Here is a 12,430-nt window from a genome sequence, read left to right on the forward strand (position 1 = left end):
CAAAGATCACCTGGCGCCGATGAGTAAGGCGTACAGAACCACTCTCCAGGAGGACCCCCGTGGCGAAGGCGAAGTTCGAGCGGACTAAGCCGCACGTCAACATCGGCACCATCGGTCACATTGACCACGGTAAGACGACCCTCACGGCCGCCATTACCAAGGTGCTGCACGACGCGTACCCGGACCTGAACGAGGCCTCGGCCTTCGACCAGATCGACAAGGCTCCTGAGGAGCGCCAGCGCGGTATCACCATCTCCATCGCGCACGTCGAGTACCAGACCGAGGCGCGTCACTACGCCCACGTCGACTGCCCGGGTCACGCGGACTACATCAAGAACATGATCACCGGTGCCGCGCAGATGGACGGCGCCATCCTCGTGGTCGCCGCCACCGACGGCCCGATGCCGCAGACCAAGGAGCACGTGCTCCTGGCCCGCCAGGTCGGCGTTCCGTACATCGTCGTCGCCCTGAACAAGGCCGACATGGTGGACGACGAGGAGATCCTGGAGCTCGTCGAGCTCGAGGTGCGTGAGCTCCTCTCCGAGTACGAGTTCCCGGGCGACGACCTGCCGGTCGTCCGCGTCTCGGCGCTGAAGGCGCTCGAGGGCGACAAGGAGTGGGGCGAGAAGCTCCTCGGCCTGATGGCCGCCGTGGACGAGTCGATCCCGACCCCGCCGCGTGACACCGAGAAGCCGTTCCTGATGCCCGTCGAGGACGTCTTCACGATCACCGGTCGTGGCACCGTCGTCACCGGTCGTATCGAGCGTGGTGTCCTGAAGGTCAACGAGACCGTCGACATCATCGGCATCAAGAACGAGAAGACCACCACCACGGTCACCGGCATCGAGATGTTCCGCAAGCTGCTCGACGAGGGCCAGGCCGGTGAGAACGTCGGTCTGCTGCTCCGCGGCATCAAGCGCGAGGACGTCGAGCGCGGCCAGGTCATCATCAAGCCGGGCTCGGTCACCCCGCACACCGAGTTCGAGGCCCAGGCCTACATCCTGTCCAAGGACGAGGGTGGCCGCCACACGCCGTTCTTCAACAACTACCGTCCGCAGTTCTACTTCCGTACCACGGACGTGACGGGCGTTGTGACCCTGCCGCAGGGCACCGAGATGGTCATGCCGGGCGACAACACCGAGATGTCCGTCCAGCTGATCCAGCCGGTCGCCATGGAGGAGGGCCTGAAGTTCGCCATCCGTGAGGGTGGTCGCACCGTGGGCGCCGGCCAGGTCACCAAGATCGTGAAGTAAGTCCTTCACGCTCTGACCCGGTCGTCCGCGCGAGCGGACTCCGTGTTCGGCACGAGGGCCCCTTCCCCACCGCTTCGGCGGCGGGGGAGGGGCCCTCGGTCGTGTCCGGCCACCCGTGCCCGTGCCCGTGCCCGTGCCGTACGACGGTCGGGGCGGCGCCACGGAGAAGGGCCGCACCCCGTCGCGGGGTGCGGCCCTCGTGCGTCCGTAGGGGCTGCGGCGGCCGGTGCCGTCAGTTCACGCGGAGGGACTCCGTGAACTGCTTGCAGGCGGCGTAGTCGGGCAGCAGGCCCGTCTCGACGGCCTGCGCCAGCGAGGGGGCGGCCTCGTCGCGGGCGGACAGCAGCGGGACCTCCGCCGGCCATTCGATGCCCAGGTCCGGGTCGAGCGGGTGAACCGAGTGCTCGCCGGTCGGGTTGTACAGCTCCGAACACAGGTAGGAAAGCGTCGCGTCGTCCGTCAGCGCGCAGAAGCCGTGGCCCATGCCCTCGGGGATGTAGACCGCGCGACGGTCCACGTCGTCGAGGCGGACGCCCTCCCAGCGGCCGAAGGTCGGGGAGCCGACCCGCAGGTCCACGATGACGTCGAGCACGGCGCCGCGCACGCAGGTCACGTACTTGGCCTGGCCGGGCGGCACGTCGGCGAAGTGGACGCCGCGGACCACGCCGCGGGAGGAGACCGACAGGTTGGCCTGCGCCAGCTTCAGCGGGTGCCCGACGAGCTCGGACAGCTTGTCGAAGCGGTACCACTCGGTGAACAGGCCGCGCGGGTCGCCGTGCAGCTGAGGGGTGATCTCGTAGACGCCCTCGATGGAGAGTTCGCGGAACTTCACTTCGCGGGCTCCTCGTCGAGCAGGCCCAGCAGGTACTGGCCGTAGCCGCTCTTCAGCAGCGGCTGGGCCAGCTCGCGCAGCTGCGCGTCGTCGATCAGGCCGGCCCGCCAGGAGGCTTCTTCGATGCAGCCGATCTTGAAGCCCTGGCGCTCCTCGATGACGCGGACGAACTCGGAGGCCTGGACCATCGAGACGAAGGTGCCGGTGTCCAGCCAGGCGGTCCCGCGGTCGAGGATGGTGACGTTGAGCTCGCCGGCCTGGAGGTAGGCGTCGTTGACGGCGGTGATCTCCAGCTCGCCGCGGGCGCTGGGCTCGAGGTCGCGGGCTATCCCTACGACGCGGTTGTCGTAGAAGTACAGCCCCGGCACCGCGTACCGGGACTTCGGCTGGGCCGGCTTCTCCTCGATGGAGATGGCCTGGCCGTTCTCGTCGAACTCGACGACGCCGTACGCCGTCGGGTCCGCGACCGGGTACGCGAAGACCCTGCCGCCCTTGGAGTCGGTGTGCTCTGCCAGACGGGTGCCGAGGCCGCTGCCGTGGAAGATGTTGTCACCCAGGATCAGGGCCACGGACTCGTCGCCGATGAAGTCGGCGCCGAGGACGAACGCCTGGGCGATGCCCTCGGGACGCTCCTGGACCGCGTACTCCAGCCGCAGGCCGAACTGGGATCCGTCACCGAGCAGTCGCTCGAACTGGGGACGGTCCTCCGGCGTGGTGATGACGAGAATCTCACTGATTCCGGCCATGACCAGGGTGGAGAGCGGATAGTAGATCATCGGCTTGTCGAAGACGGGGAGCAGCTGCTTCGAGACTGCCCGGGTCAGCGGCCAGAGTCGGGATCCGGTGCCGCCGGCCAAGAGAATTCCACGCATGGCACCACAGTATGCGAGAGCAACCGGAACGAAGGGCTCCGGGCCGGTGGGGTGGTAGTACGAGCGACTAGACTCTCCGTACTATGCGCATTCTTGTGACCGGCGGCGCCGGCTTCATCGGTTCAGAATTTGTCCGGCAGCAGCTCGGCGCGGACGCATCGGCCCAGATCACGGTGTTCGACAAGCTCACCTACTCCGGTGTCGAAGCCAACCTCGACCCGATCGCCGGCCACTCCGGTTACAAGTTCGTCAAGGGCGACATCTGCGATGCCGAGGCCGTCGACGCGGTCATGCCCGGCCATGACGTCGTCGTGCACTTCGCCGCCGAGTCGCACGTGGACCGCTCCATCGCCGGCGCCGGCCCGTTCGTCATGACGAACGTCGTCGGTACGCAGGTCCTGCTGGACTCCGCGCGCAAGCACGGCGTGGGCCGCTTCGTCCACATCTCCACCGACGAGGTGTACGGCTCCATCAACGAGGGCTCCTGGACCGAGGAGTGGCCGCTGGTGCCCAACTCCCCGTACTCCGCCTCGAAGGCCTCCTCCGACCTGCTGGCGCTGGCGTACGCGCGGACCCACGGCATGGACGTCGTGGTGACCCGCTGCTCCAACAACTACGGGCACTACCAGTTCCCGGAGAAGGTCATCCCGCTGTTCGTCACCAACCTGATGGACGGCAAGAAGGTCCCGCTGTACGGGAACGGCGGCAACGTCCGCGACTGGCTGCACGTCTCCGACCACTGCCGCGGCATCGACCTGGCCATGCGCAAGGGCCGCGGCGGCGAGGTCTACAACATCGGCGGCGGCACCGAGCTCACCAACAAGGAGCTCACCGGCGTGCTGCTGGAGGCCGCGGGCCTCGGCTGGGACATGGTCGAGCACGTCGAGGACCGCAAGGGCCACGACCTGCGCTACTCCATCGACATCAGCAAGATCAACGCCGAGCTGGGCTACGCCCCGCAGGTCCGCTTCGAGGACGGCATCGCGCAGACCATCGCCTGGTACCGCGAGAACCGCGCCTGGTGGGAGCCGCTGAAGGACAAGGCAGCGCTGCAGAAGTGACCGCGCCCGACACGAACGCCGACGCCCGCACCACTCCTGCCGCCGGCGGACGCTGGCTCGTCACCGGCGCCGCGGGCATGCTCGGCCGGGACGTCCTGGCCGTCCTGGCGGACGCCGGGATCGAGGCCTCCGGCCTGAGCCGCGCCGACCTCGACATCACCGACGCCGCAGCCGTCCGCGCCGCCGTCGAGGGCGCCGCCGTGGTGGTGAACTGCGCCGCCTGGACCGACGTGGACGGAGCGGAGACGGCCGAGGAGGCCGCCACCGCCGTCAACGGCACCGGTGTGCGGGTGCTCGCCGCGGCGTGCGCCGACGCCGGTACCCGCCTGCTGCACGTCTCCACCGACTACGTGCTGCCCGGGGACGCCTCCGAGCCGTACCGCGAGGACACCGCCACCGGCCCCGTCAACGCGTACGGCCGCAGCAAGCTGGCCGGCGAGCGGGCCGTCGCCGAACTCCTGCCGCAGGACGGCTACGTGGTCCGCACCGCGTGGCTGTACGGCGAGCACGGCCCGAACTTCGTCGCGACCATGCTGAAGCTGGCCGCCCAGCGCGACACCCTCGACGTGGTCGACGACCAGCACGGGCAGCCGACCTGGTCGTACGCGCTCGCGCGCCGGCTCGTCGAGCTCGGCCTGGCCGCGCTGGCCGGCCGCGCCCCGGGCGGCGTGTACCACGGCACGGCGAGCGGCCGCACCACCTGGTTCGGCCTGGCCCGCGAGAGCTACCGGCTGAGCGGGCTGGACCCGGAGCGGATCCGCCCGACGACGTCCGCCGCGTTCGTACGCCCGGCCGTGCGCCCGGCGTTCAGCGTGCTCGGGCACGACCGGTGGGCCGGAGCGGGGCTGGCCCCGCTCGCCGACTGGCGCGAGCAGCTGGCCGAGGCGCTGGCGACACCGGTGTTCAGCGCGCTGGCCGACGCGGCGTCGGCCCGGAACGGAAGTACGGGATGAAATCCCTGCTGAGCAGGCTCACCGCGGCGCTGCCGCCGGGCACCGTCGCGGTGGCCGGCGGCACTGTCGTGCTGGGTGCGGCCTCGTACGTCCACCTCGGTGTGGCCGGGCACAGCCTGTCCACCGAGGAGATGGCGAACGTCTCCGTCCTGTGGACGATCGTCATGTCGGTCGGCATCGGCGTGTTCTTCCCCGTGGAGCAGGAGCTCACCCGGATCGTCGCCGCCCGCGCGGTCCTCGGTGGGGGCGCCGCCCCCGTGCTGCGCCGGGCGACCGTGATGACCTCCGCGATGCTCGGCGCGACCCTGCTCGTGCTGGCCCTCGGCGCCGGCCCGATCGCGGACCTCCTCTTCCGCGGCGACCGCAGCCTCGTCGTCGCGCTCGCCGGGGCCTTCACCGGCATGGCCGTCTGCTACCTGACCCGCGGGGTCCTGGCCGGCCTCGGCCGGTTCGGCGCGTACGGACTCCAACTCGCCCTGGACGGCGGGCTGCGGATCGCCCTGGCCTTCGGCTGCGCCCTCGCCGGGCTGGACTCCGCGCTCGCCTTCAGCCTGGTGCTGGCCGTCGCCCCGGTCGTCGCCGTGCTGGCCACGCTGCCGGCGCTGCTGCGCGCGGTGGGGCCCGGCGAGCCCATCGCCTGGCGGGAACTGACCGGCGGGCTGGGGCTGCTGATCTGCTCGACGCTGCTGTCCCAGGTGGTCGTCAACGCCGCGGTGATGAGCACCAAGCTGCTCGCCCCCACCGACAGCGCGCTCATCGCCGCGCTGCTGAGCGCGCTCGTCCTGGCCCGGGTGCCGCTGTTCGTCTTCGGCTCCCTCCAGGCCTCGCTGCTGGGCGGGCTGACGGCCGCCTACACGGCGGGCGACCGGGCGGCGTTCTCGGCGATGCTGCGCCGGATCGGCGTGGTCGTCGGGCTGCTCGGGCTGCTCGGCGGCGTGCCCGCCACCGCGCTCGGCCCCTGGCTGATCGAGGTGCTGTTCGGGGCCGAACCGGTCCTGGGGAGCTTCGACTTCTTCCTGTTGTCCGTCGGCACCGTGGCGTACATGTTCGCGATGGTGCTGGGACAGGCGCTGATGGTATTCAAGCGGCACAACCTGCAGCTGTTGTGCTGGGCCGTCGGCACCGCCGTCCTGGCCGGCGTCACTTTCGCGCCGGGCGACGTGGCCCTGCGCGTCATCCTCGCCTACGCTCTCGGCTCCCTCGCCACCGTGCTCGGTATGCTGACGGTGCTGAGGCTGAGGTTCCCCGGGGCGGACCCGGGCGTGGCCGAAGGACCCGGGGACCAGGGCGCCGAGGGCGCGCCGGTCGCCGGGGCGGTCAGGGAGTGACCATGCTGGCCTCCGATGTCTCACCGATCACCGAGCACGTGCACGTGCCACTTTCCGCTGGAGCTACCGTGTCCCAATACGACGATGTCTGGCTGGTCATACCGGCCTATAACGAGGGCCAGGTGATCGCCGGCGTCGTCGAGGGAGCGCGAACCACCTTCCCGAACATAGTCGTCGTCGACGACGGCAGCTCCGACGACTCCGCGGCGCACATCGCGACCACCGGCGCCCACCTGGTGCGCCACCCGGTCAACCTCGGTCAGGGCGCGGCCCTCCAGACGGGCCTGAAGTACGCGCTGGCCCAGCCCGGTGCCAAGTACTTCGCGACGTTCGACGCGGACGGCCAGCACCAGACCGCGGACGTCGAGAAGATGGTCGCCGTCCTGCGCGCCGACGAGGCGGACGTGGTGCTCGGCTCCCGTTTCATCGAGCAGAACGGCCAGGTGCCGTGGATCAAGCGGGTCGTGCTCCGCACGGCCGCCGCCGTCAGCCCCACCGCCCGCAAGCTCAAGCTCACCGACGCGCACAACGGGCTGCGCGTGCTCAGCCGCAAGGCGGCCGAGCAGCTCGACATCACCATGAACGGCATGGCGCACGCGTCCGAGATCGTCGGCTTCCTGGCCGCCTCGGACCTGCGCGTCGCCGAGGTCCCGGTGAACATCCTCTACACCGAGTACTCGCGCGCCAAGGGCCAGTCCCTGATCAACGGCGTCAACATCGTCTTCGACATCACTATGCGGGAGCGTGGCCGCTGATGAAGTACTTCTGGATTCAGCTGCTGCTCATTGCCGGCTCGCTGTCGATGGCCCTGATCTTCATACGCACCTGGGGCCAGGCGAAGAACCGTGCCTGGAAGCGCATCGCGTTCTCGGTGTTCGTCGTCGTCAACGTGTACGCGGTGCTCCGCCCGGGCGACGTCACCTGGGTCGCGCACGCCCTCGGTGTCGGCCGCGGCACCGACCTGGTGCTGTACGTGATGGTGCTGGCGATGGGCTTCCTGACGCTCAACACCTTCCTGCGCTTCCGCTCGCTGGAGAAGAAGATCACCGACCTCGCCCGGACGGTGGCCCTGAGCGAGGGCACCCGGCACAACGAGGAGCGCCTCGGTGGCGGCACCGCCGGCGCCGAGGACGGGGCCGGGGCGAAGACCACTGCCGACTCCGAGACCGTGAAGGCCTGACACCCGTGGTGACCTTCGACTTCATGCTCCCCTACTACGGGGACGTGCAGCTGATGCAGGACGCCGTCCGCAGCGTCCTGGCCCAGACGGACCCGGACTTCCGCCTCGTCGTGATCGACGACGGCAAGGAGCCGGACGTCCCGGGTTGGTTCGAGTCGCTCCGCGACCCGCGGGTCACGTACCTGCGCAACGAGCAGAACCTCGGCATCACCAAGAACTTCCAGAAGTGCGTCTACCTCTCCGAGGCGGACCACGTCGTCATCATGGGCTGCGACGACCTGCTGCACCCGCACTACCTGGAGACCGTCCGCCGGATCGTCGAGGCCAACCCGGGCATCGGCATGGTCCAGCCCGGCGTCGAGGTGATCGACGGCGAGGGCAAGGTGTCGTACGGGCTCGCCGACCAGACCAAGCGGCGGCTGTACGCCCCGCAGGTCAAGGGTCGGCGGCTGATGGGCGGCGAGGAGCTGGCCACCAGCGTGCTGCGCGGCAACTGGCTGTACTTCCCGTCGATCTGCTGGCGCGGCGACGCGCTGCGCAAGGTCAACTTCCGTGACGAGTACTCGGTGATCCAGGACCTGGCCCTGGTGGTCGACCTGCTCGAAGCGGGCGAGCAGATGGTGATCGACGAGACGGAGACCGTCTTCAGCTACCGCCGCCACGCGGTCAGCGAGTCCTCCGTCCAGGCGTTCTCCGGCACCCGCTTCACGGAGGCCGAGCGGTACTTCAACGCCGTGGCCGACCGCATGGACGCCCGCGGCTGGCCCAAGGCCGCCAAGGCGGCCCGGTTCCACAGCGCCTCCCGCTTCCACGCGATCACCATGCTGCCCGGCGCGTTGCGCCGCGGGAACCGCGAGGGGCTGCGCACGCTCGCCCGGCACGCCTTCACCTCCGGTCAGCGAGCCGACTGACCAGGCGTTCACGACAGACCGCGGCCGCGGGGTCCTGCGGCCGCGGTGCCGCAACCGCGACCGATTTGGATGGACATGACACACCTGGCCCCCGAGGTAGTCGGTGAGCCCGGTACGACAGACGCCCGTCCCGGTGCCGCCTCCGGCGCCGGGACCACGGCCGGCGGGACGACCGAGTCCGCCGCGGGGCGCCGGCGCGCATGGATCTCGCGACGCTGGGCGCACGCCGCCGCGGAGGTCGCCGTCTGCCTGGCGGCGGCCATCGGCTTCATGCTGCTCAGCCGCCACATCAGCGTCAATCCCACCGTCCGTCTCGGCCAGGTCAGCGGCTTGGCGGCGCTCCAGAAGTACGCGGCCCTCATCGGCCTGCCGCTGCTCGCACTACTGCTGTACACCGCCTACCGGGGGGCGGCCCGCCGCCACCGGATCGTCAAGCGGTTGGTCTGCGCGGCCCTGGCGGGCCTCGCCACCGGGGTGATCGCGGGCGGCGTCGTCGTTGCCCTGCGCGGCACGCCCCACCCGCTCGGCGGGCAGGAGGGCGACCCGGGCGTCCTGATCGACATGGCCAACTCGTTCCTGCACGACGAGGGGATGTCGGGCATCTACCCGCCCGCCTTCCCGGCCCTCATGGCCCTCTGGGCGAAGATCCGTTACCACGGCCGCGGCGAGACCGGCTTCGCCCTGCACGACCTCCAGATCTTCTTCACCGCCGTGGCCGGCCCGATGGCGTACCTCTCCTGGCGGCTGCTGCTGCGGCCGTTCTGGGCGCTGCTCATCGCCGTCCCCGCCGCCGTCCTCTTCCTCGACCCGATCCGGCCGTACAGCCACGTCGTCATGATCGTGCTGCTGCCGCTGCTCGGCTACTGGCTGCGCCACATGCGCCGGGCCGGCCGGCTCGGCCTGCAGCAGCTGCTGCTGCGCGGCGCCGCCGCCGGCGTGATCTTCGGCGCGCTGTTCCTGTGGTACTCCGGTTGGTACGTCTGGGCCGCCCCGGGCGCGGCCGTGCTCGCGCTGTTCCTGTTCCCCTGGCGCGAGGGCACCGCGGTCTGCAAGAGGGCCGGCCTGTTCGTCGGGACCACCGTTTTGACGGCCGGCATCGTCGGCGCCCCGCTGCTGTACCAGATGCTCCGGCTGGGCGCGGAGAACCCCGACCGCTACGCCTTCCTGTCCGTCTACGCCGACCCGGGCTACGTCCTCGGCTGGGTCTCGGACCGGTCCGGGACCCTCACCTACCAGACCTGGCCGGTGGCCGGCGAGATGGCCGGCCAGAGCGGGTTCGCCCTGCTCCTGCTGTTCGGGGTGGGCCTCGGCCTCGGCCTCGGCCTGCGCCACGTCATGGTCCGCACCGCGGGGGCCGTCCTGGCGGGCGCGTGGTTCGCCCGGTTCTGGTTCGCCTCGCACATGGCCCACGACAAGGCCGTACAGCTCTTCCCGCGCACCACCTGGATCATCATGTACTGCCTGATGATCCTGGCCGTGTTCGGCATGATGGCCGTCGTGCACCGGGGATCCGGGTGGATCGAGCGCACCCTGCGCGCCGCCCGCGCCGGCGCCGCGGACGGGGCGGGGGCCGCCCGGGTCATCCCGCTGCGCGTGGTCCGGCAGTTCGCCGCCGGCATGGTGTGCGTGCTCGCCCTGTTCGCGGCCATGGGGACGTCCTGGTCGGTCAACCGGTACATGCCCTCGGCGGACGTCGACTCGATGGGCATCGACGCGTACCGCGCCCACACGATCCAGAAGCGGGACGGCAGCTGCCCGCGGTTCTCGCCCACCAAGAAGTGCGACGCCATCGAGAAGGACGACTGGAAGCCCGGCCCGATCCAGGACTTCATCTGGTGCGCCGGCATCGTCGCCGACGACTGGCCCGCCGTCTGCGGGCTGAAGGCCCCCAAGAACGTGCGTTCCAGGATGGACATCGAGCGGGACCGGCAGGCCGAGTTCGAGAAGTACATGAACCGGACGCAGCAGCAGAACAAGGCCGAGCAGGACAAGCCGAAGCAATAGGGAAGCCGTGCCACCCTGCGGGCCCGGCTGTCAGTGCCTGCCCGTAGCATCCGCCGCGACAGACGTGAGTATCACCGAGGCGGACTTGCCTTAGGGGTGGGAAGGCGAACGTGAAACTGAATCGTGTACGGGGGACGGCCCTGGCGGCTGCGCTGGGTGGCGTCGTGGTCCTGGGCATCCAGGCGACGGCGGGGGCCGAGTCGGCGCCCGCCGGCGGGACCGGGGCGGCATCGGCGTACAGCTCCAAGGCCAAGGCCAAGGGGCGGGCCGAGAGCGAGCTGCACCGGCTCGCCCTGAGGAACAAGGGCGCCGGCGAGGCCGTGCTCGCCCAGCAGGACACCCAGCCGTTCGGCCTGCTGGGCGTGTCGTGGACGGACCCGAAGGCCGAGGTCAAGGGCACCATCGAGGCCCGGGCCCGCGACGCCCGGAGCGGCAAGTGGTCGCGCTGGATCAAGCTGGAGCCGCTGAAGCCCGGCATGGACGGGCCGCGCCCCGGCGCCAAGGGCGCCACGGAGCCGGTCTGGGTCGGCGCCTCCGACGGGGCCGAGGTACGGGTCAAGGGCGGCGGTGCGCTCCCCGCGGGCCTGGAGCTGAACCTGGTGGACCCGGGCGGCAAGGGCAGCGCGGCCCAGCAGAACGGCACGCTGAACGCCGAGCCGGCGGCCTTCTCCGCCACGGCCGCGGACCCGGGGCCGGCCTCCACCGCGCCCAAGCCGACCGTGGTCTCCCGTGTCGAATGGGGCGCCGACGAGTCGCTGAACGACGAGGGCCCCGTCTACCTCCCCGGCGGGAAGGTCAAGGCGGTCTTCGTCCACCACACCGCCGACGCCCAGCCCTACGACTGCACCCAGTCCGCGGCCATCGTGCAGGGCATCCACGTCTACCACGTGAAGACCAACGGGTGGCGCGACCTCGGCTACAACTTCCTCGTCGACAAGTGCGGCACGATCTTCGAGGGCCGGCAGGGCGGCGTCGACCAGCCCGTCCTCGGCGCGCACACCTACGGCTGGAACTCCGAGTCGGCGGGCATCGCCGTCCTCGGCGACCACAGCACCGCCGGGATCCCGCAGGCCGCCCAGACCGCGATCTCCCGCATCGCCGCGTACAAGCACGGCCAGTACGACGGCGACATGAACGGCACCGCCACGCTGACCGCGGGCGCCACGCAGACCAACTTCTTCGGTGCCTCCTACACCCAGGGCCAGACGTACTCCTTCAAGGCGCTCTCCGGGCACCGCGACGGCTTCAACACCCAGTGCCCGGGCGACGCGCTGTACGCGCAGCTCGACGCCATCCGCACCTCCGGCCCCGCGGCGCAGCTGAAGGTCGCCACCGTGAACGGCAAGGCGGCCCAGCCGGGCACGGTCCACCAGACCTCGGGCCCGCTGTCCCTGCAGTGGACCACCAGCACGCCCAGCGACAAACTCGATCGGTTCGAGCTGCTGGTCGACGGCGCCCCGGTCGCGACGGTGCCGGGCACCGCCCGTGCGGCGGGCACCGTGCTGCCCCTCGGCAGCCACCAGGTCGAGGTCCGGGCCACGGCCGTCAACGGCGCCACCTCCACCTCGCTCCCGGTCAGCGTCGTCGCGGAGGTCCAGCCGGCGACGTTCGTGCCGGTCACCCCGAAGCGGCTGATGGACACCCGTGAGGGCCTCGGCGTCCCGAAGGCGCAGGTGGGCCCGGGCGGCGTGGTCACCCTGCCGGTGGCGGGCGTCTCCGGCGTCCCGGCGACCGGCGTCACCTCCGTGGTGCTGAACGTGACGGCGACCAACCCGACCGAGGCGAGCTTCGTCGCGGTGTACCCGAGCGGTACGACCCGGACGAGCGCCTCGAACCTGAACTTCACGGCCGGCCGCACGATCCCGAACCTGGTGGTCGTCCCGGTGGTGGACGGGAAGGTGAACTTCTACAACAACTCGGGCCGCGTGGACCTGATCGCTGACATCACGGGGTACTTCGCGGAGGGTGCGGCGGGTTCCTCGCACTTCAACATCGGTCCGAAGCGGCTGATGGACACCCGTGAGGGCCTCGGCGTC

11 protein-coding genes are annotated in these 12,430 nt (G+C 70.7%); 9 read left to right on the forward strand and 2 right to left on the reverse strand.

Annotated features, from left to right (window positions below; translation table 11 throughout):
* Nucleotides 1-59: 59 nt before the first annotated feature.
* Nucleotides 60-1,253, forward strand: coding sequence for an elongation factor Tu (gene tuf / locus ACFV7Q_RS26775; RefSeq protein ID WP_179173457.1), 1,194 nt, complete (start codon nt 60-62; stop codon nt 1,251-1,253).
* 232 nt (nt 1,254-1,485) lie between these two features.
* Here tuf and rfbC read toward each other — a convergent pair whose 3' ends face one another.
* Nucleotides 1,486-2,085: a dTDP-4-dehydrorhamnose 3,5-epimerase gene (gene rfbC, locus ACFV7Q_RS26780; protein ID WP_385432017.1), complete on the reverse strand. Its 600-nt coding sequence runs from the start codon at nt 2,083-2,085 to the stop codon at nt 1,486-1,488.
* Nucleotides 2,082-2,957 carry a glucose-1-phosphate thymidylyltransferase RfbA gene (gene rfbA / locus ACFV7Q_RS26785; RefSeq protein ID WP_385432019.1) on the reverse strand — a complete coding sequence of 292 codons (876 nt, stop codon included), beginning with the start codon at nt 2,955-2,957 and terminating at the stop codon, nt 2,082-2,084. Before rfbA ends, rfbC begins: the two co-directional genes overlap by 4 nt.
* Before the next feature lie 83 nt (nt 2,958-3,040).
* On the opposite strand from rfbA, the gene rfbB reads away from it, so the two are divergent.
* From rfbB to ACFV7Q_RS26825, 8 genes are all read left to right on the forward strand, one after another.
* Nucleotides 3,041-4,018 carry a dTDP-glucose 4,6-dehydratase gene (rfbB, locus tag ACFV7Q_RS26790; protein WP_385432021.1) on the forward strand — a complete coding sequence of 326 codons (978 nt, stop codon included), beginning with the start codon at nt 3,041-3,043 and terminating at the stop codon, nt 4,016-4,018.
* Nucleotides 4,015-4,971 carry a dTDP-4-dehydrorhamnose reductase gene (rfbD, locus tag ACFV7Q_RS26795; RefSeq protein ID WP_385432022.1) on the forward strand — a complete coding sequence of 319 codons (957 nt, stop codon included), beginning with the start codon at nt 4,015-4,017 and terminating at the stop codon, nt 4,969-4,971. The genes rfbB and rfbD overlap by 4 nt, the downstream gene beginning before the upstream one ends.
* Nucleotides 4,968-6,299, forward strand: a complete 1,332-nt coding sequence (locus tag ACFV7Q_RS26800) for a lipopolysaccharide biosynthesis protein (protein ID WP_385432024.1) — start codon at nt 4,968-4,970, stop codon at nt 6,297-6,299. Before rfbD ends, ACFV7Q_RS26800 begins: the two co-directional genes overlap by 4 nt.
* 68 nt (nt 6,300-6,367) lie before the next feature.
* Nucleotides 6,368-7,054 (forward strand): glycosyltransferase family 2 protein, encoded by a 687-nt coding sequence (locus ACFV7Q_RS26805; protein ID WP_385432026.1) that lies wholly within the window; start codon nt 6,368-6,370, stop codon nt 7,052-7,054.
* On the forward strand, nt 7,054-7,479 hold the full coding sequence (locus tag ACFV7Q_RS26810) for a DUF2304 domain-containing protein (protein WP_385432027.1): 426 nt from the start codon (nt 7,054-7,056) through the stop codon (nt 7,477-7,479). The genes ACFV7Q_RS26805 and ACFV7Q_RS26810 overlap by 1 nt, the downstream gene beginning before the upstream one ends.
* Nucleotides 7,480-7,484: 5 nt before the next feature.
* Nucleotides 7,485-8,390 (forward strand): glycosyltransferase family 2 protein, encoded by a 906-nt coding sequence (locus ACFV7Q_RS26815; RefSeq protein WP_385432029.1) that lies wholly within the window; start codon nt 7,485-7,487, stop codon nt 8,388-8,390.
* A gap of 75 nt (nt 8,391-8,465) precedes the next feature.
* Nucleotides 8,466-10,394, forward strand: a complete 1,929-nt coding sequence (locus ACFV7Q_RS26820) for a hypothetical protein (protein WP_385432031.1) — start codon at nt 8,466-8,468, stop codon at nt 10,392-10,394.
* A 110-nt stretch (nt 10,395-10,504) separates the two neighbouring features.
* The coding region (locus ACFV7Q_RS26825) for an N-acetylmuramoyl-L-alanine amidase (protein ID WP_385432032.1) at nt 10,505-12,430 on the forward strand (1,926 nt) is incomplete at its 3' end.

The sequence above is a fragment of the Streptomyces sp. NPDC059851 genome (genome assembly GCF_042732005.1).
Taxonomy (GTDB): Bacteria; Actinomycetota; Actinomycetes; order Streptomycetales; family Streptomycetaceae; genus Streptomyces.

Excerpts from the sequence above, each read along its gene's own strand:
- rfbB (WP_385432021.1), top strand. The coding sequence starts at position 3,041 with ATGCGCATTCTTGTGACCGGCGGCGCCGGCTTCATCGGTTCAGAATTT.
- ACFV7Q_RS26810 (WP_385432027.1), top strand. The coding sequence starts at position 7,054 with ATGAAGTACTTCTGGATTCAGCTGCTGCTCATTGCCGGCTCGCTGTCG.
- rfbA (WP_385432019.1), bottom strand. The coding sequence starts at position 2,957 with ATGCGTGGAATTCTCTTGGCCGGCGGCACCGGATCCCGACTCTGGCCG.
- ACFV7Q_RS26820 (WP_385432031.1), top strand. The coding sequence starts at position 8,466 with ATGACACACCTGGCCCCCGAGGTAGTCGGTGAGCCCGGTACGACAGAC.
- ACFV7Q_RS26800 (WP_385432024.1), top strand. The coding sequence starts at position 4,968 with ATGAAATCCCTGCTGAGCAGGCTCACCGCGGCGCTGCCGCCGGGCACC.